General features: G+C 39.9%; 18 protein-coding genes and 2 pseudogenes. 5 read left to right on the top strand and 15 right to left on the bottom strand.

The features are described from left to right. Positions 1-183: pseudogene (locus tag AMS66_RS34470) on the bottom strand (hypothetical protein); the annotation flags it as partial. A gap of 364 nt (positions 184-547) precedes the next feature. Here AMS66_RS34470 and AMS66_RS29030 point away from each other — a divergent pair. After that, the gene (locus AMS66_RS29030) at positions 548-1,165 is read left to right on the top strand and encodes a hypothetical protein (RefSeq protein WP_053784082.1); all 618 of its coding nucleotides are present in this window, start codon (positions 548-550) and stop codon (positions 1,163-1,165) included. Between the two features lie 30 nt (positions 1,166-1,195). Beyond that, complete coding sequence (locus tag AMS66_RS29035; protein WP_053784083.1) at positions 1,196-2,047, top strand: hypothetical protein; 852 nt, start codon at positions 1,196-1,198, stop codon at positions 2,045-2,047. A 94-nt stretch (positions 2,048-2,141) separates the two neighbouring features. Here AMS66_RS29035 and AMS66_RS29040 read toward each other — a convergent pair. Both AMS66_RS29040 and AMS66_RS29045 read right to left on the bottom strand, forming a co-directional pair. Then, positions 2,142-5,146 (bottom strand): annotated as a pseudogene (locus tag AMS66_RS29040) (DUF3427 domain-containing protein). Positions 5,147-5,533: 387 nt separating this feature from the next. Continuing rightward, positions 5,534-6,754, bottom strand: a complete 1,221-nt coding sequence (locus AMS66_RS29045) for a zinc metalloprotease (RefSeq protein ID WP_053784084.1) — start codon at positions 6,752-6,754, stop codon at positions 5,534-5,536. A 77-nt stretch (positions 6,755-6,831) separates the two neighbouring features. Here AMS66_RS29045 and AMS66_RS29050 point away from each other — a divergent pair, with 77 nt between their 5' ends. Further along, a complete protein-coding gene (locus AMS66_RS29050) occupies positions 6,832-7,212 on the top strand; it encodes a hypothetical protein (RefSeq protein ID WP_053784085.1) in 381 nt (126 codons plus the stop codon). A 582-nt stretch (positions 7,213-7,794) separates the two neighbouring features. Here AMS66_RS29050 and AMS66_RS29055 read toward each other — a convergent pair. From AMS66_RS29055 to AMS66_RS34475, 12 genes are all read right to left on the bottom strand, one after another. Next, positions 7,795-8,277 (bottom strand): hypothetical protein, encoded by a 483-nt coding sequence (locus AMS66_RS29055; protein ID WP_053784086.1) that lies wholly within the window; start codon positions 8,275-8,277, stop codon positions 7,795-7,797. Between the two features lie 65 nt (positions 8,278-8,342). Beyond that, positions 8,343-8,825: a hypothetical protein gene (locus tag AMS66_RS29060; RefSeq protein ID WP_053784087.1), complete on the bottom strand. Its 483-nt coding sequence runs from the start codon at positions 8,823-8,825 to the stop codon at positions 8,343-8,345. 95 nt (positions 8,826-8,920) lie between these two features. Beyond that, positions 8,921-9,073 (bottom strand): hypothetical protein, encoded by a 153-nt coding sequence (locus AMS66_RS32870; RefSeq protein ID WP_160319745.1) that lies wholly within the window; start codon positions 9,071-9,073, stop codon positions 8,921-8,923. 204 nt (positions 9,074-9,277) lie between these two features. Continuing rightward, entirely contained in the window at positions 9,278-10,084 is an 807-nt protein-coding gene (locus tag AMS66_RS29065) for a hypothetical protein (RefSeq protein ID WP_053784088.1), read from the bottom strand. A 139-nt stretch (positions 10,085-10,223) separates the two neighbouring features. Next, positions 10,224-10,718 (bottom strand): hypothetical protein, encoded by a 495-nt coding sequence (locus AMS66_RS29070; protein ID WP_053784089.1) that lies wholly within the window; start codon positions 10,716-10,718, stop codon positions 10,224-10,226. Positions 10,719-11,079: 361 nt separating this feature from the next. Beyond that, on the bottom strand, positions 11,080-11,553 hold the full coding sequence (locus AMS66_RS29075) for a hypothetical protein (protein WP_053784090.1): 474 nt from the start codon (positions 11,551-11,553) through the stop codon (positions 11,080-11,082). Between the two features lie 55 nt (positions 11,554-11,608). Beyond that, positions 11,609-12,043: a hypothetical protein gene (locus AMS66_RS29080; protein ID WP_053784091.1), complete on the bottom strand. Its 435-nt coding sequence runs from the start codon at positions 12,041-12,043 to the stop codon at positions 11,609-11,611. 126 nt (positions 12,044-12,169) lie between these two features. Then, positions 12,170-12,643, bottom strand: a complete 474-nt coding sequence (locus tag AMS66_RS29085; RefSeq protein ID WP_053784092.1) for a hypothetical protein — start codon at positions 12,641-12,643, stop codon at positions 12,170-12,172. 78 nt (positions 12,644-12,721) lie between these two features. Further along, positions 12,722-13,162, bottom strand: a complete 441-nt coding sequence (locus AMS66_RS29090) for a hypothetical protein (RefSeq protein WP_053784174.1) — start codon at positions 13,160-13,162, stop codon at positions 12,722-12,724. A gap of 49 nt (positions 13,163-13,211) precedes the next feature. Continuing rightward, a complete protein-coding gene (locus tag AMS66_RS29095) occupies positions 13,212-14,354 on the bottom strand; it encodes an EndoU domain-containing protein (RefSeq protein WP_053784093.1) in 1,143 nt (380 codons plus the stop codon). 281 nt (positions 14,355-14,635) lie between these two features. Further along, positions 14,636-14,920 (bottom strand): DUF4183 domain-containing protein, encoded by a 285-nt coding sequence (locus AMS66_RS29100; protein ID WP_053784094.1) that lies wholly within the window; start codon positions 14,918-14,920, stop codon positions 14,636-14,638. A gap of 82 nt (positions 14,921-15,002) precedes the next feature. Then, entirely contained in the window at positions 15,003-15,512 is a 510-nt protein-coding gene (locus AMS66_RS34475) for a DUF4183 domain-containing protein (protein ID WP_201782233.1), read from the bottom strand. Between the two features lie 631 nt (positions 15,513-16,143). On the opposite strand from AMS66_RS34475, the gene AMS66_RS29110 reads away from it, so the two are divergent. Then, a complete protein-coding gene (locus tag AMS66_RS29110) occupies positions 16,144-16,530 on the top strand; it encodes a VOC family protein (protein ID WP_053784096.1) in 387 nt (128 codons plus the stop codon). Between the two features lie 669 nt (positions 16,531-17,199). Next, a complete protein-coding gene (locus AMS66_RS29115) occupies positions 17,200-18,768 on the top strand; it encodes a stalk domain-containing protein (protein WP_053784097.1) in 1,569 nt (522 codons plus the stop codon). Positions 18,769-18,782: the final 14 nt, after the last annotated feature.

An 18,782-nucleotide genomic window follows, 5' to 3' on the forward strand; every position in this document is an offset into this window, starting at 1 on the left:
AATGAACGTGCCGCGTGGCAGGTTCGAGAAGCCGTTCTCGACGTAATGCGAGATGGAATGTTTAGTCGTACCGATCAGGGCGCGGAATTTATCCTGAAATCTGTATTCCTGCTGGCTTGTCCGATGAAATCGAGCCGATTAGGTACTCTTTGCCCTCGCTATACGAAGTCCACGACCTAACTGTTACAGGAATAAGGTCAGATGAATCTCGGCGGCAATCATATGATCAAAGAAGGCAGTATTGTCTTTGGCATCCATTCATTCCGGGGTGTGGTTAATTCAAGCAGGATTTTCGGTTCGTAGAGTAACAACAGCCTCTATAAACAAAGCTGCTGCCTCCTGTTAGAATTCATCCACAATGATAACATTTTTATATGGAAAATAAATCATATAAAAAAATTATTAAGCGCAACTTTTCCCGCACTTATTGAGTCTATTTAATTGTAAGGTTTATCCAAATAAAATCACAAATGGAAGGGGGTACGAACAAAATATCACATTATCTAAAAAACCTTACAATTAAATAATGAAGGGATGCAACCGGAATATGGCCAAAAAAATGACAGTTCTATTCTCTTTCTTTTTTGCTTTTATTCTAATTGTTGGTTCCAGTTCTGCTAATGCAGATAGCTGGTATGCGGGTGTTACCAAGCCAGGAAGTACTTATTTAGGTATGTATGCGTATATTACAACACCAACATCTCTTCCTAGTCTAGGCGATAGCGGTGAATCAGCATGGGTATCAAATGTTACTTCAACTAGGGATTGGATTCAAACGGGTATCCGCTATTATTCGGGATACTCAGGCTTTAGAACTTACATTGAGCACACCTATAATGGTGTTCATGGTATGGAAGAAGTAGGAACTCATCTTTTGGACACCTCAATCCAATACACCGTGCAGTATGAAGGAGCAGATAGTAAATGGCACGGATATATTGCTGGTTATGATAAGGGGAGTTGGAATCTAGGTACGTATAACAATGTTCAGGCAAACGCAGAAAGTCATGCAACAAATACGCAGATGGGGCCGTTTAGATTTACAAGTGTATCTTATAAAAATTCAAGTGGAGTTTGGACTGTAAATGACACAGCTCCAACCGCTAAAAGCCCTTATTCAGTCAGTAAGACCAGTAATGCAAATTTCCGAGTCTATGGGCCTTAAATTTAACTATTTATATGGAGGATAATTATAATGAGAAATAAAAAGTGGTTTCTTGTCGCAGCAGCAGTTATCGTCCTGAGCGGAGCGTTTTACATGAACTCTATTTCTGCTGAAAGTCCTACCCAACTAATCCAAGATCAGCTTGTTAAAGAAGGAGTGGCTATTTCAAAAATCACCTCCCAAGAGAGGAATTTAAAATTGGAAACAAAATCAACTTCTACTTCTGGAGAAGCAACCATAGAGGATATTAAAGCCATCCGAAAAATCCGGAATGAAGTAAGAAGTGGTGTTAATGGAACCTCTCAAATCAAAAATATTGATCTCACGATCACGGGCAAAAATGGTCAAAATATATACAATGGTGTTTCTAATGACATTACCCAAATACCAGACTTCTCATTTAAAATTGTAGGTAAGCTCGATTCTGAATCAGTCCAGAACGCTATATATAGTGAACTGAAGGCAAACGGTGTAAGTGTGGAATCGACAGAAATTATGGATAACCAACTGGGTGGAAAGCTGGCCTCGATCGTGCTTACAACGGAAATCCCAGAGGTGAACAGTCTCGTTCCTAAAATTGAGCAATGGATCACAGCGCTTAATGATTCTGATGGTATTGGAGTTTCTCAATATGAACTGACCATTAATGATAAAAGTAATCATTCAACGTTGTTATACTTGACAACAGATTTAGTGTATCGTGATTTTTATTGGTGGCAATCCCCAGCTCTTGGCGATGAAGTTTGGACAAAAACTAAACCAGAAAGCCAAGAATCAGCTGCTAGTAAAGACAAAGTTCCGGCGACAATTGAAGAAGGGATACATGCTGGGCCCTCTGGAGCAGATAACAATGGATATGAAGGGCCTCAATTTAAAAAATAAAAAAACTGAGTTTATCTAAACTCTCGTTTGAAAGACACAACAGAATCTCTCTGAATTTGAGGAGACTCTGTTGTGTCTTTTGGTAATTAACCCCTCAAACAATACATTTATTCGCCACCGCCACCATCTTCGCGGGCATTTCTTCTCGCAGTCGCCACACAAAGCTCATCGGTTTGTTCCCCTCATGACTCACATAATCGGCTTCGCCCAAGAAAACAAATGGAGACGTGTAACTATGCTCCTCCTTATATTCCCGCACGAAGAGCGCAATCCGGTTGCCTGTCTCCCGGTGATGGATATACCGCTGCGCGGTCGCCGTATGCTCCGACACCCTGCTCTGAGTCTGCCAGTGGAATAGACGCTCGTTGATCGCATAATCCTCATACAGAGTAGAAGGAGAGAAATCTTTGTCCGACTTGTTCAGCGTAATGAAGAAGATATCGGTCTGTTCATCTGCAAAATACTTCACGCCTTCACGGAAGGCGGGTGATTGCTCAGCGTTCCAGTAGCCGAAGGCTGCGAGCACTTGGTCAATGGAGTACAGACAGTGGATATCCAGTGGACAAATGTACGGGAACGAATTGCTTTTATCCACAAATCGCAGATGAGCTAGATTATACTTGAAAATATCCACAAGCTCTGCTCGGAATGCTTCGCAAGACAGCACACGCTGCACACCCTCTTTGATGCTGCTCAACCCTAGTTTCTCAGGTGCGGCCCGGTGGAATGTTTAATAGAACATAATGAGCATGCGCTGTTAATCCTGCTCCGGCTAACATACCGCAGAGATACCTTTTACCCGTTCGTCCACCATACAATTGATACATTGTCATCCCGTGATGTTCCACCAAAATGAGCCAAGGTCAGCGGCAGTCAGGTATCTTGCTGGAACATTTGCAGCTTCTCGATCAACGCTCTGCGGTTGCGACTCATTTGCTTGAGGTTACGCATGATGTAGTCTTTCGCCTGTTTCTCCAACTGGATGAACGTGCCGCGAGGAAGATTCGAAAAGCCGTTCTCAACGTAGTACGAGATGGAATGTTTCGTGGCGCCGATCAGGGCGCGGAATTTATCTTGGAACCTGTACTCCTGATGCGCTTGCCCGATGAAGTCGAGCACGGTCAGGCACTCTTTGCCATCCGCCATCCGTAGTCCACGTCCCAACTGTTGCAGGAATACGGTCAGACTCTCGGTAGGTCGCAGGAACAGAATGGTGTTCACCTCAGGGATATCCACCCCCTCATTGTACAGATCCACGACAAAGATCATGCGCAGTTCCCCGTTCACCAGCTGTCCTTTCGCAGAATGACGTTCCTGTTCGCTGGACCCACCATGCAGGGCCATGGATGGAATGCCGGCTTCGTTAAATATTTTTGCCATATACAGCGCATGATCCACCCCTACGCAGAAACCAAGGCCCTTCACATCGTCCAGATCGGTTACGTATTTGTTCAGACTTTGGATGATCTGGTTGGCACGGATTTTGTTATGAGTGTAGAGCTTTTCCAGTTCGTTCAGGTCATAGCCTTTACGCGACCACTTCACCTGAGATAGATCGACAGTATCGGTGACGCCAAAATACTGAAAAGGACTCAGTAGCTTCCTGTCAATCGCATCCGTTAGACGGATCTCGGCGGCAATCGTATGATCGAAGTAGGCGGTAATGTCTTTGCCATCCATCCGTTCAGGCGTGGCAGTGAGTCCTAGCAAAATCTTAGGTTCATAGTGGGATAACAGCTTCTGGTACGAAGGCGCTGCGGCATGGTGGAATTCATCCACAATGATGTAATCGTAATAGTCTGGGCTGGTGATCTCCGTCAGCTTCATGGAGTTAAGACTCTGAATACTAATAAACAGATGGTCCAGCGCCTCTGCTCGGTAATTCGCGACATGTAGCTCACCAAAGTTCATATCCTTCAAGATATACCGGAACGTATCCTGGCTTTGCTTCAAGATTTCTTCCCGATGGGCGACAAAAAGCAGCTTGGCTCCCGCATGGCTTGCACGGAATCGCTTGTAGTCGAAGGCTGAAATGACCGTTTTGCCAACGCCTGTGGCGGCGACGATCAGGTTACGGATTCGTCCATACAGCGTACGCTCGGCGTTCAGCTGTTCCAGCACTTCTTTTTGGTAATCGTAAGGCTGGATGTCGAGGTGAAAGTGGTTGGACTGATCTTTTTTGCGATTCAGAGCCGCTTTCAACTGTGCCTCATGGCCTTCATCCTCAGCCATATACCGGGTAAATTCACGGTCATTCCAGTAACTCTCGAAGGTCGCTTCAATCTTGCGCAGCACATCGAGTGAATCTTTCTCTGTCACCTTGAGGTTCCACTCCATACCACTGGTCAGCGCCGGGTTGGATAGGTTGGAAGAGCCGACATAGGCTGAAGTGAATCCGGTATCGCGGTGAAAAATGTATGTTTTGGCGTGCAACCGGCTCACTTTGGTATCATACGAAATCTGGATTTCGGTGTTAGGTAATTTGCTAAGTTCAGTGATGGCTTTAAGATCGGTTGCTTCCATATACGTGGTCGTGATAATACGCAGCTTGCCACCGCTCGCCGTGAATTGTTGAAGTTGTTCCAGCAGCAGGCGAAGCCCGCTGAACTTGATAAATGACACCAACCAGTCGATCCGATCGGCAGTCACGATCTCCTTTTGCAATTCCAGTAACATACTTGGTTCGGACTTCGCACCTGTGAATAAAGAGCTTTGGGAGATGGACGTATCTGGACGAACGATTTTGGTATCCCGGATCGCACGAATGCTGTTCAGTTTGGAATACACATGGGTCAACACTTCCCCCTGCTCATCCAGTTGCAATTCGTTGTACTCTTCTTCCCCCAGTGTGTCTTTCAGGGTGGCAATAATCTCATTACACGTTTGGATCTGCGCCAACACTGCCGTCTTATCTTCCGTCTGTTCCCGCACAATCTTGAGCGCCCGCCGGGTTACCGCCGCCAAATACGTGGACAGCAGCTTGCGTGCCTCCTCTGCATCCAACTTCTCAGTCCCAATGTTATACACATCCGGGTCCAGCGCCGAAATCTCCTGCCTGGTGATGGTGTTGATAAGCTGTTCATATATGCCTTGTTTCATGAATGTACCTCGTGTGGGTGTAGGATGGTTGTGGATAATTCTCTATGTATAGGGTGCGCTAAAAATTACTTCTTCTATATTATCGACCAACCTGTGGAAGATTTCATTAGTTGTTTTGATTTCATAGAAAAGCACCTCTACTTGTGGTTTGATAATATACGTATAATAGTTTAGTTTTGAAGATCCGTTTCTATTAGAAGTTAAACCAAGTACCCCGGTAAAACGATATAGTCTTTTTTTCCTGTTTGTTCACACCAGCTAAGCCGCTCGAAGATGACACTGTAATTCTGATAACATTATAAAAGGTCGCCAGTGAGGCGACCTTTTATGTACATATGTTTTTTTCCATATACACCTGAAGATTAAACCTTCTTTGAAAGAATCGTTTTACTTCATTCTTTGTCCTTTTATTATATTCTTCACATCTGACAAATCTGTTCCAGAGATGTTATCAATCCAATTATAATTGGCTTCTGATGTAACGTTTACAATTTCCTTGGTATCCTCAAATTCATAAGATTTTTCGATAGATGACTGAAATTCATTTAGATTTGTCTCTACATTCACTTTATTTTGAGAGTCTACTATGAGTTTGAACGGTTCAAACGGCGTGAAATACATATCCAAATCTGTATCTTTACTTAAAAATAATATATAACTTGCACTTGTGTTTGGACTCTTAAAGAGAGGATTATCTATACTTATTCTTTTTTCATTTCCTTCTTTATCTGTAAAGAGATATTCGCTATCGGATCTCAATCCAATGTCAATTATTGTTTCACTAACATTGCCTGAGATAATTTCATCTATTTCAAAATCATAGATAAGTCCCTTTTGATATCCTAGTGTACTTTCTTCTTTTGGATTATTTGGATCTCTTAACATGTTTATAGTTCCTTTTGAGTTATTAAAATGTCCCATAACTATTACATCAGCGTTATTGGCCATTTGCTCTAAACTATTAAAAGTAAGAATATCAGAAGAAACAAATATGTTATTTATGTTAAAATCAGATTCTTTATTTAGTATAAGCTCATCTAACACATTATTTTTAAAAACAGGATACCGCGCGTTAATACCATTCACATCGTCAGTCTGTGGCAAGTAAATTGTAGCTCTATCTCTATTAGAGTTCATAACTGAAGTTCCGCTAACATGATCAAGTCCCATTGCATGAGCTAATTCGTGATTAGCAGTACTCCTTGCTACATTTGTTGTAGTAATATTGTTTGCATTGTTATTGATGTAGCCGTTGAATTTAGTTACAAATTTTAAAAGATCGGAGGTCCATTGCATTTCACCATATAAAGTTTTATCAGCACTATGATAAGAGTGTAATTTACTATCTGAACTGCTAGAATATACAAACTCAACTTTACTTTGTTTATTTTTCCAATCACTAACTGCTGACTGCCACGCCGATTTAATTACGCTTGATCCTCCCATGTTATCTCCCCATGAATATGAAGGGTATGCTGTTTCGCAAGTAGAACATTTGAAAAATCGGTTATTATCGTCATTAAATTTGTAGGCAGATGCTTCTAAGCTAAATGATATTGAGAGTACAAGGACAACCGGCAAAACCAGATATTTTTTTACTTTTTTCAATTACAAAACCTCCATTTACTATATTTTCATAGACCAAAAAGGTATATAATGGATATAATAACATAAGGAGGTGTGAAATGGTAACTAAAGTTATTTACTTTTTTCTATTATCTACTGTCACAATATTTAGTATAGTTGGCTGTACAGCAGAAACTAGCGCTACCCAAGAAGTAGCCCAAACCTTAATGAAAGAGGATAATAATAGTGATATATTTTTAATCGAGTCCATTCTCTATAAAAAGGTCAAAACCGTTAATGAAACAGAATTTAAATCTGTAAATACTACTTCATACGGACAAATATCTATGAACTATAATAAAAATAAAAAGTTTCAATCTGGTATGGCTTCTGTGTTGCCTATAGGTACAAAATTATATCGTTCTGTAGAAAATCCTGAGTATGTATATTCCAGTGAAGAACGCGGTTATACGATGTATAAGTCTGTCCCTGAAGGTTAATCTAAAAGCGTCGTCGAACTTATGAACTCGATGCTAATCTTTCCTTCATTCGCATTTTTATGATCAATTTTCCCCTCGAATAGACTACTTTATCCAACTTGACAGTCTGAACTAAATTTGTTTTAACTCTTATGAAAGTGCAGTGATTCTAGCTAAGCTGACTCCTTTTAGTGTAGTTACCCATGATAGAGAATTATCACGGGATATTTCTGAGCATCTAACTTAAATTGCTCTCTATGTCTTTTAATTAGATTTATTTCTATCTTCTAATGGATTTTACAACATACTTATCAATTATTTATCATTATTTTGGCTTTGGTAACTTACAATCTCCTTAATATGTACTCTAAGTATTACTGTATTAACTTTATCTAGATGTCACCACCAACTGATTGAAGGCCTGTCTTATTTCGTTACCTGCTATAATCAATATGTTACCATCATCTATATAGTCTAACTACACACCATTGAATCAGATTAATAATGCAAGTATTCTAGAACTGATTATGAAAATAAGCCTATTCCTACTTAGTAACCAAGTTGGATTAGGCTTTTTAACAATTTATTGCACAATAATAATCTTTAGGGTCGCGGATTCTTATAACACCAATCCGGGTCGTACTGTAGAGCCTTTAATTTTTTCATATCCTCCCAACTGTAAACCCAGTCATAGTCTGCTACCCAAAAATAATCATCAGGATTTAACTTGAGGTAGTGGTATATAAACTCAAAAACAAGTTCCTGAACACCGTATATCTCTTCTATGCAGCCCACCTGAAAAAAATCTCTGTCTGCTTCTAGTCCAACATCATCATTATAGTAAAATTCCAATCCCGAATTATCTGTTGCATCCACGTAGAAGATAAACGAGTAGTTATTTTCTTTCACTAATTTATGGCTTATGTTCATGGTAGTTGAGAGAAAATGGCCGTCTGTTGAATAATTTTTACTATTGTGAAAGTTGAGTATAACATCTGCATTAAAAGCTGCAACTATAGAATCTGATAGTAACTTTTCAGTTGTATATTTTTTTCGATCCGTTAATATAAATGCGGAAGTTCCCATTATTTTAATACTCCTTGCCGATGCCTAATCCTTATTAATCCCCCGTTATTTTTAAATGTATAAAACTAGACAATCTTTTCACTGCACCACTTAGAGTCATATGGCATCTGACTTAATTTTAGAATATCCTCAGCCGTGTAATACCATTCGACATCATCAAACCATAAATAATCCTCGCCGTTATCTTTGAAATACTCTACAACGAATCTAAAGATAAACTTGTACTCATGATTAATATTTTCGATATCTAAAGCCCAGAAGTACTTTTCGTCTTGAGTAAGCCAAGTGAAACTATCAATTGAGTCTGCTTCTACTTGATTAACATTAAATGTGAAGTACTTTAAGTTGTCTTTATTATCTATGCTTTTAAAAGTACATTCATCAACTTCTGAAAGTGTCCCTTCAGCAGATATAAAAAGATCATCTCGGTATTTATCTTTTATCAAAATGCAAAACATATTCGCTTTTTGCGCTGCTTTCTTAAAATCCTCAATGGCTTTTTCAGGTGAATACTTTTCTAACTTTTTTAGGAAAATGACAGAACTCATCTCAAACAGCCCTCTTTCAATTCTTCTCGATTAGCTTTCCCGCTCTCATAGTTCGTCTTCGAAGTTGATTTTGTAACTTCTAAAATTTAGATCCTCTACCCTATAAAAACAATTACGTCCTGTCTTTGAAATGGAAGTGGCAACTTTTCTCGAAGTCCGTCTATTCTTTCGACTATTTTATTTATTTGCTCATCTTTTAAATTCTTTACAGCCCATTCCTTTACCAGAAGTAGTTCCTCAATAATCATCGGCACATCTTCCTCCTCTACATAAACACCAGTTGAAAAGAGATCTATCCATTTTAAATCTAATACTTCAACAGCGGGTTTCCAGCAATCCTTAAAAAAGATTCTGTTGCAACTGGAACAAAAAACTCTTTTCAAAATCACTTTGTAGTTCAAGTATTTTCAATTTATTTCTATTAATTATTGATTTTAGAACATACTTATCGATTATTTATCATTATTTTGGCCTTGGTAACTAACAAATCCCTCCTTGATATGTACTTTGAGTATTCCTGAATCCACTTTATCAAGATGCCACCACCAACTGTTAATAGGTAAATCTCTATTCTCATCCCCAGCAGTTATCAATAATTTTTCATCATCTATAACCAATAATCTCAAAATCAACTCATCTACATGATTTATCTTTTCTTTAAGAGACTTATTTAAAGATTGAACTTTTAGATCGTCTCTCATCTCAAAAAGGTTCCTAAATAAATCTAAGTATTGCAACTCCTCTCCATCCCATCCACCGTCTTCTTCAATACACTCTATTCCACCGACAAACTCTTCGTTTAAACATTGGATAATACCTTCGATTATTTCATCATTAATTAGTCTAGAGTCATAAAATTGTTGAGTGTTTTTAAATTTCAGATTCTCTATCTCATCATTAACAAATAATCCACTATCACCATGATATATAAACACATCTTTGCTTTTATCAAGGATTGAGTAAATCTCTTCACAAAAAGATAACGCCAAAAACGTAGCATTTCGATCCTTGCTAGGTTGAATAAATAATGCAGTTTTCAGATTAGTATTTTTAACCTTATCCTTAGAAATATCAAACCACATATTCCTTATCTCATCATTATCTTTAAGAATATAATAGTTAACCCATATCCAACTGTTGGATCTTTCTATTCCCCAAGAGGATATTTGATCTTTGGCACCAAACTCAGACAGCACACTGTTTAATTTCTCAATACTAAGTTCTTCTTCCATGTACATTACTATATTGGATTGTGACATTATCTTTTGTCTCCTTTTAGGGTATTAATTAATTCCTCTGGAGATGTTACAATTTGAACACCAATTGAACTTATATTTTTTGCTTTCACAGTATCAATACCATTTGGGGCATATAGAATAACTCCTTTATGTTCAGGATTTATATGTGGCTGCTTAACATCGCCTTCAAAGTATTTATAAAAATCACTGTTACAGGATAACTGGGTATGTCCAGTCTCTCGAACGTCATTCGCATGCGGTGAAGTGTAGGTGGCATTACATCATCTTGACCTAAGCTATTTGTAAATAATGCTGCGGGTTGTACCAGCCAATTGGCTTCTTCACTGAAATTTAGATTCATCAAGTTATACTTATCCATAATCTGCGTCATATCTGTAAAGTTGTAATAGAGCTGGCTGCCTTGTTCTCCATCCTCAACCATCTCGTTTGTTATTTTCTCATTCTTAAGTATTCGGTCAAATAAAATATCATTATTTATAATCGCACTCTTCATATCAACCATATCTTGTCGTACATTCATCGTTAGATACTCTTCATACATTCTTTTTTCTTTATAAAAGCTATAGGTTAGAACAAGCAAGAATACAAATCCAATGCAGCAGCCAATCATTACAAATCGTTTCTTTAATATCATGGCAATTTGTTCTCCTAGGATTTTGAAAGTAAGAAGGACCTCTACGTTGTCTGGTAGAGCCTTTATGCATTATCTGTAATTCAGTTGTGAGGTTTTGTAAAAACCGAATACTCGATATTTTCAAGAAGTTCTCCATAATGCGTCTGGAGCAATTCAAGGTATGTTCCGATCAAACTCATGGATGAACAATGAATTGTGTTGTCTGGTTATATAATTCACTTCAAAGTTCTTACTTTCAATTAATTTCTCCAACCATAACGCATCTTGTTTTCCATTCAACCTCAATGAATATTCCATAACCTTTTCGCCTTTACTTTAATTTGTGGAATGTTTAGACTAGTATACTTCCAGATAATTTCCCTTATTGTTCCAGCCCCCTTTCAACATAAGAACAGTTAAGTAAACAAAGTAGGCTTGAAGTTAAGTACTTCACTTGATACTGATTTAAAGAATTATTAACCATCAACTGACCACTTTCCATTCTAAGTAACTGAGCTGAACCATCTTCCAAGAATAATAGATTTCCATTGACATGTCTTATTAGCTTTCCTATGACTTTAAATAATTTCTCAATACCTTTATAAAACGTACTCCCATACAATTGAACCCTAATACATACATTAACATCTAAGTTATAATGCTTTTTAACAAAAGCGATGTCAGAAATATCCTCTATCTCAAGTGTCAATGAGAAAAAATCAGAACCAATTACAATCTCTTCATCGTTACTATTAAAAGAAACCGATCCGTTAACAAATTCAGTGGTATATCTTTGTAACAGTTTCCCTAAAGAATTAAGATCTAAATTAGATCGTAGAAATAATTCGTAATCCATTTATTTATCTCCCCCAAACCCGACTTTGTAGCCCACGCAAACTTCTGAGCATCACCTAGATTATATCTCCAACCTGATAACTTAATCCTAATCCACGAAAAGGGAATTCAACTGATCCATTTAGCTTATTATCATCCACAGTTATTACACTGTTTTTTCGCAATAATATTGGTTTATCATTCAACTCTAGAAGACAGTCTCCATCCATACCATTAATTAATTTTCCAATGAAGACCATTAGCTCGTCTGCCCAATTACTATAAGAAGATATAATATCAATGTAACAACTAAATTTTAATTCAATATTATAATCTTCACTTGCAAACATAGTACCAGGCCCTCCCTCATTAATGGATAGTGTGAACCCGTCGCAAGGGACAGTTAGCTTATTATTCTCTTCTATTATTTCAACATTTTGAAATAATTTAGTTAATGAGTTCTTTAATTTTTTATATTCAAAGTAACCTCCAAAATAAAAATTACCAAACATATTTTTTCTCCTTTTCTTAGGTTTTAATCTCGTTATCTATCAAATCTAGTTGTTTTGATTTTATAGAAAAAGCACCTCTACTTAGGGTCTGGTAGAAGTGCCTGAATCTTAATTATTGTGTTTCACTTAAATGTTTTTTGGATCTATATAGCACCAATTATTATTGTAGGATGCCTTTATCTTTTTCATATCTTCCAAATTGTAAAACCAATCTTCCTCAATCCATACTCTTGCATCGGGGAATTCGCTCAGAAAAGCAAAAAGGAATTGAAATAATAAATCCTCATTATCATCAAAATCATCAGATACTACTTCTTTAAAATATTCATTTTGCGTATCATCCCAGTCATAAGTAACGGTTTGAAATTCATAAGGTTCATCATATACACTAAAGCTAAGCGTCCTTGAGTAATTCTCCTTGAATGGCGTGTCGCTTATATATAGTCGAGTATATTTTAATGCACCTTCGCTATTGTAAGTTTCTTCATCATTATCAAAGAAAAGTTTCTCTTTTGTACATATGTTCCGAGCAGCACTCGATAAAAGATAAGTCGGCATGCCCTTTCCATGTTTAAATAGTATACAAGATGATATCCCCATGAATTAAATCTCCCAATAATAAGATGATACAACTCTTCACTGCTTGCCGACCATGATTAGGAATGAGCTTTACATCATCTATTGTATAGATTCATTTTCTATACTCTCAACTTCTAAAATCTTTTGTTCAACCCATTTCATAACCATTTCTGCCTCCTTTAAAGCAATCACTCCCTTTTTACTTTTAAATTTGTAAGTTTCGTAAGCCCATAGTAATATAATTTTCACAAATTCAACTGTCTCTAATTTACAGATCGGTTCAATTTCATCTTCTTCCTCATCATAAAATGGATCTTCAATTATTGTATAGTCTTTATGTGATATAACGCTGGATGCGTTTCCTCCATGTCTGTATTCGGGTATCCCCCCCCTTAATAATTCAAAATAATTCTCAATATCTTTTTTCAAATCTTTAAATCTCCAAGGTATATCAGATCCTAAGGGATCACTTATCATACTAGCGAACTCTAGTGATTTTTCCTCGTCAAAATCCAATACAACCATATTAAATTCATCCATATATTTTAATTTATATTTATATTTTATCGTCACTAATTTACCCTCCAATTCAGTATATTGGGTATGCTGAGATTATCTTATCATTTCTTAAAATAAGCTCTATTTCCATTCCTGTGCTTGTTTTCCCTATATATTTATTGTTTTTTATATTTACTTTATTATTAAAAGCTTCATTTACTGAATCAATTACCTGTTGTGGTGTCCATTCCTTTGGAAAAAATGTGGATTTGGGTCCTTTTGGTACTCCATTAATTTCAACATTGGCTTGATAGACACCAAACTCATTAGGTGTATCAACTTTCCCGACAATTTTACCGTTACTATTTGGGATCCCTTCATAATGAAAACCATTGGCATTCCCATTTTTGAGTATTTCACCACCAAAAATATGGCTTAATCCGTTTTCTTTAGTTCCTGTTTTAAAGTTTTCTGTATTTTGTAGACTCCCGAGCCACCTCTCTTTATCTACAACAGGTTTACCATTTTGTCCAGCCCCTTCTTTACCCTTATCCGATTCTCTCTTACCTCCCCCTAATCCCCCTCCCGATCCCATATCCTCTTTCGAACGAAGCGCCTTGCCAACAAAAGCATAGGCCAACACCTGACCCATCATGGAGCCACTGTAATAACCAAGCCCGTTCTCATCCACCTGTTTCTTCTGCTCATCCACAAATTGGCCTACATCAGACCTGGCTGTTCCGTTTCCCCAGGTTGCATCCCAAGCAAACTTAATGCCTCGCCCAACATCGACCACTCTACCCAAGGTCATAGCATAAGCCACACTGGTCACTGTACCGAATGGATCATAAAAGAGCGCCTCTGCTGTCTGTCCAATTCCAGTTACGGTCTCTCCAATCGACTTGTCGAGCAGTCCAACACCGAAATTTCGTTTCAGTTCTTCAGGTATATATAGAGCAACCTCACCCGAACCATCCGCTGTTCTAAAATTCTTCGCTATAAAAATAAATTCATTCTGAATTTTATCCAAAAGACCCAGTGTGGCAGGGAAAACTTCTTTCAACTGCATAAAATCCCAAAAGAAACGTTCCCCCGTCACACCCGACCATTCCGATTGCAACAGATAAATTGATTTTTCTAGTTCCCGTACCATCCGCTCCAGTTTCAGTTTCTTTTGCTGGACCAACCGGGCTTTTTCCTCTAATACATCGGGATGTATCTCGATTCGTTGCATTCCGTCTTCACCGCCAACCTGACCGTAGTATATGTACCTAAATTTTAACAAGTAAGAAGGACGATTGGAATCAAACGGAGGATTCATTTTTTACGGGTGATCCGATAGGTGGACCATATTCCTTAGGCAACTATTTTGCGTATTCATGTATTTTCAGCACCGCTTAAACACTACGTCTATAAAGTGGAACCTTGAGTCGATGGATGTCTTATACAAAAAGAACGACTTCTATCTACGATAGAAGCCGCACAAGGTAAAAGGTAGAATGGTTCTGGCTAGTTTTAAGACACTACGAATTGTACGACAACTGGAATTCCTGCATTCAGTGCATCTCCTCCGGGAATCGTAATCGTGGTGGTTGTAACGGTGGATGTATCCGCTGTTTGCATAATGCCATTAATATAAAGATTGTAATAATTGAACGTGCCCGGAAATGCCGTTGCGGCTGTACCCGCGTCATTTGTAAAAGTAGTCGCGGCAATTGCAAACGTTGCTCCGGTTCCCGTTCCATCACCAATTGTTGCAGCAAATCTTAAACTGTTCTGAAAGGGTGTCACGAGTGGCATGTTTCTCACCTCCTACCTGACATAGTATATGTGGTAGATTCGAGAGTAGTGAAGGCAAAGTCACGAGGAGGTTCGACCAATTTTAACCATTAGTTATTTTGGCTGTTAACTGAATCGTCTCAAGAATGATCGGTGTTTCTGCAAAGAGTACACCGCTTTGTGACGGAAAAAACAACATGTCATGACTTACGTCGTATGAGTTGCCCGGCTGGACGATCCCGTTTATATAAAGATTGTTGAAACTGGTAAGCCCTATTCCGGCAAATTCGGTTACGCTACCGCCTTCGTCATTTATAAATTCCCCGGCAGGAACCGTAACCGGGTCCGATAAATCCAGATCGGTGTCCGGAAAAAAGAAGTAACGGTTTACCGTAGGAATAATCTCAATTCCGGGAACGCTACCCGGTGGTCCTTGCTCACCAGGAGGGCCGACAGGCCCTTGCGCTCCAGGAGGGCCGACGAGACCCTGGGCTCCGGGAAGACCCGGCAGGCCGTGCTCGCCGTGAGGACCGGCGGGACCTTTAGCGCCTTGCTCCCCCACTAGCCCCTGCATTCCGGGCGGTCCGACAGTCTTCGTTTCATGTTCTCTCACCGGAGCAAGCCGGGGCCCGGGCTCTGCAAATGCCGGGTTGACGCCAATCCCCCTCGGCAAAGCAATGACTTTTTTGTCCCAGATGATCTTCAGTTGTCTTATTGGACGCTGCGGTCGGAGGGAGCGGCGTTTTCTCCGGCAAGGTTTACAGATAATATGGCATTTCTTGCGTTTTTCCGGGGATTTTTTTCTGCTTTTTGGTGTTGGACGTCTGGACCTTAATTTACTGGACGTAGCTATCCTCTTATTCAGATACCTCAAAACGGTCACTCTCCTTAGGCCAAGGCACACAGTGTGTATGCCCTATGTATATGTCATTCGCACATTCAGAGAGTGTGCTAATAACTATAGAGGAGGCCCAATAAAAAAAGACAGAGTTGCTCCTAATATATAGGAGTCTGACATGAAGCGATCTACGCCGAGTAGGCGCGCCATGCCTTCCACCGGAATGACATTGTTCGGGATGGTGGTCAGCGTTGCAGCCAGCGTTATATCGCCATGAGACACTTTCTTCTACCATCTATCGTAATACTTCGCACTCTGAGCTCTGAGGTATAATAAACGAAATACTACTATAAACAACCCTCGTTTCACAGGAGCTAATGTTCCATTTCAAAGGAGGCCTCTATCCATGAAAATAGAACGTCTGGATCATCTCGTGTTAACTGTGGAAAATCTGGAAGCGACGATTGTATTTTATACGAACGTATTAGGCATGCAGGTAGTCGAATTCGGCCAGGGCCGGAAAGCGTTACAGTTTGGACAGCAGAAAATTAATCTGCATGAGCGAGGAAAAGAATTCGAACCCAAAGCTCATACGCCCACGCCCGGTTCAGCAGATCTTTGTTTTCTGGTCAGCACACCGCTGGAGCAAGTCATTGTGCATTTAACACGACAGAACACGAAGATCGAAGAAGGACCGGTAAAGCGGACAGGTGCACTCGGACCAATCTGTTCGGTATATGTGCGTGATCCTGATGGAAATCTGATTGAACTGTCCAACACTTTATATGGATAACCATCGGCTCGTAATGTTCACCTAGCGCAAAAAGATCCTGCAAAGCCTCGGCTTTGCAGGATCTTTTTGGTTTACAGCCTTAATAATTACATATCTCAAATATTTACGGATAGATATCACTCTCATAACTTGGGAATAGAAAAGGCGTCCCCTTCCTTCTCACACCCTGTTAACACATAAAACACACGTCCCTGTTCACTCTTAATCGTACCGATCCCTTTGCAGATGTTGTTCGGTCTCCCCTGTTTTGAGCCGTAAGCATCTCTTGAGTTGTCATAAGTCGTTTGAATGGCTGTGCCATCGTAAATCAATTCTTGGATGATGGCTCCGCTTGCTCAGGGTTATGTGGCTCAATAATTTCCGGAAATGAATTCATGATTACTGGAGAATCCACTGTCTGAACATTTGTTTCACAGGCTGTTAACATCATTAATGCTAACAGTATGATGATGAACATACTTTTTCTCATCCTATCACCTCATGTTTATAACGCTATAGACCTCCGTACATGTTACCTATGTGCTGTAAGTAAAAACTTAAACAACACTCAGCGCCGATCTTCAATATAAAGGAAATTTTTATCATTTGTATGTAACTTCAATCCTCCATAAAGTGTTTATATAGAAATGCATCATTTACGTCCATCTCATCCGAAAAAGAGGCGATACCATGCGCTCGGTTAACCCATCCGATGATACAGCAAAAGAAAAACGACGCTCCACTTCACGCTTGAATCATAGGCCTAATGGTAAAGGTAAATCATCCCGACGATTCGCCATTGCAATGGCTGCCGCATTAGTTGCATCAAGCCTGTTGTTGGAGCTGACAGCTGAGCCAAACGCTCACGCAGCCACTAACGTACAGCATTCCGCCAGTAACACTTCTGTTCAATCGAATGCAGCAAACACAGAGAAGAAACTCCACTATATCGCTGTAGAGGGGGCTTATTATTACACAGTCGCCTTGAGAAGTGATGGTTCGGTCTGGACTTGGGGCCGCAATCTGTTGGGAGAGCTGGGTGTGAGCGAGAACATTCGATATCGTCATACATTTAGTCCCATCCGCGTACCGGAACTTTCTAATGTAATAGCTATTTCAGCCGCCGGTGGTGGAATCAACGCAGCCGTTCAGGCGGATGGAACGGTCTGGGAGTGGGGTGCTGGCAAACTACCAAGCAAAGTCGAAAGCATCAACTCTGCGAAGGATGTAGTGACTGGTTCTTTTACCGTCGCCCTTCTCCAGAACGGGACAGTATGGTCATGGCAGCGCCCTACCGCTCAAGGAAGCGATTCTGATCTCATACGGAAACCGCATGCGATTAGCGGACTGAAAGATGTTATCCAGGTTGGATCCGCAGGTCTGCATGGATATGCCCTGAAGAAAGATGGCTCCGTATGGACGTGGAACGAGCCCGACGAATCCGGGAATGTCCTGTCCAAACCTACCAAGATAAAAGGTCTGACCAACATATCTTCGATCACAAGAACAGATACGTCCCTGCTTGCACTGGATAAGAACGGGAAAGTCTGGGGTTTGGACGAGACAGGGAAAGCATTCGCCTTTCATTACGACTTCAAGGTGAAAAAGATGGATGGAAATTCGCAATATATGTTATTACTCACGACATCCGGTGAGGTGTATAGCTACGGAAGGAGCGTGAACGGCAAAGAAGGAAAAGTAAACCATCTATCCGGGATTACCGATATTTCAGCAGGATATTACCACAGTCTTGCCTTATCCTCGGATGGAACCGTCTGGGGCTGGGGAAGTGATAAATACGAGGAAGCGGGTGCACCTGCAACGTCATCTGGAGGAATGGTCTACAAACCCGTTCAAGCCAAAATTGGTACAGATGTATATCTGAACGGTGAGCTGTTCCAGTCGATGTATGCCGCTGTTGAAACGCCTAAGACCGTGCAACTGCCAATCAAAGCCATCGCCACAGCACTTGGAGCAAAATTTGAGATTCATCAGGTGGAAGGTAGCCTGAACCACTATACGTTGAATTATGACAATCGGACAACCACAATCCGACCTAACGAAACACAGTATGTTATAACTTCCGCAGATGCATCTGGGGAGCGAGTCATGCAGCTACCTGAACCCATAAATAACTACTCGGGAGCAACTACAGTGCCTTTTGAGGTATTGCGTGGTTTGGGATTGAACGTGTCCTGGGATTCAGAGAAAGCTATGCTGACCATTGACGATGCTGATAAGAAAGATTCAGGAAGCTAAACGAATCGCTTAAC

Origin of the sequence: Paenibacillus xylanivorans, from assembly GCF_001280595.1 — a bacterium.
In the GTDB taxonomy this organism is placed as follows: Bacteria; Bacillota; Bacilli; order Paenibacillales; family Paenibacillaceae; genus Paenibacillus; species Paenibacillus xylanivorans.

What these genes read in the sequence shown, in the direction of transcription:
- AMS66_RS32870 (WP_160319745.1), bottom strand. Translation starts at nt 9,073, where the DNA reads ATGATTATTGAGGAACTACTTCTGGTAAAGGAATGGGCTGTAAAGAAT.
- AMS66_RS29115 (WP_053784097.1), top strand. Translation starts at nt 17,200, where the DNA reads ATGCGCTCGGTTAACCCATCCGATGATACAGCAAAAGAAAAACGACGC.
- AMS66_RS29030 (WP_053784082.1), top strand. Translation starts at nt 548, where the DNA reads ATGGCCAAAAAAATGACAGTTCTATTCTCTTTCTTTTTTGCTTTTATT.
- AMS66_RS29090 (WP_053784174.1), bottom strand. Translation starts at nt 13,162, where the DNA reads ATGGATGAATTTAATATGGTTGTATTGGATTTTGACGAGGAAAAATCA.
- AMS66_RS29065 (WP_053784088.1), bottom strand. Translation starts at nt 10,084, where the DNA reads ATGTCACAATCCAATATAGTAATGTACATGGAAGAAGAACTTAGTATT.
- AMS66_RS29075 (WP_053784090.1), bottom strand. Translation starts at nt 11,553, where the DNA reads ATGGATTACGAATTATTTCTACGATCTAATTTAGATCTTAATTCTTTA.
- AMS66_RS29080 (WP_053784091.1), bottom strand. Translation starts at nt 12,043, where the DNA reads ATGTTTGGTAATTTTTATTTTGGAGGTTACTTTGAATATAAAAAATTA.
- AMS66_RS29035 (WP_053784083.1), top strand. Translation starts at nt 1,196, where the DNA reads ATGAGAAATAAAAAGTGGTTTCTTGTCGCAGCAGCAGTTATCGTCCTG.
- AMS66_RS29095 (WP_053784093.1), bottom strand. Translation starts at nt 14,354, where the DNA reads ATGCAACGAATCGAGATACATCCCGATGTATTAGAGGAAAAAGCCCGG.
- AMS66_RS29100 (WP_053784094.1), bottom strand. Translation starts at nt 14,920, where the DNA reads ATGCCACTCGTGACACCCTTTCAGAACAGTTTAAGATTTGCTGCAACA.
- AMS66_RS29050 (WP_053784085.1), top strand. Translation starts at nt 6,832, where the DNA reads ATGGTAACTAAAGTTATTTACTTTTTTCTATTATCTACTGTCACAATA.
- AMS66_RS29070 (WP_053784089.1), bottom strand. Translation starts at nt 10,718, where the DNA reads ATGATATTAAAGAAACGATTTGTAATGATTGGCTGCTGCATTGGATTT.
- AMS66_RS29085 (WP_053784092.1), bottom strand. Translation starts at nt 12,643, where the DNA reads ATGGGGATATCATCTTGTATACTATTTAAACATGGAAAGGGCATGCCG.
- AMS66_RS29055 (WP_053784086.1), bottom strand. Translation starts at nt 8,277, where the DNA reads ATGGGAACTTCCGCATTTATATTAACGGATCGAAAAAAATATACAACT.
- AMS66_RS29110 (WP_053784096.1), top strand. Translation starts at nt 16,144, where the DNA reads ATGAAAATAGAACGTCTGGATCATCTCGTGTTAACTGTGGAAAATCTG.
- AMS66_RS29060 (WP_053784087.1), bottom strand. Translation starts at nt 8,825, where the DNA reads ATGAGTTCTGTCATTTTCCTAAAAAAGTTAGAAAAGTATTCACCTGAA.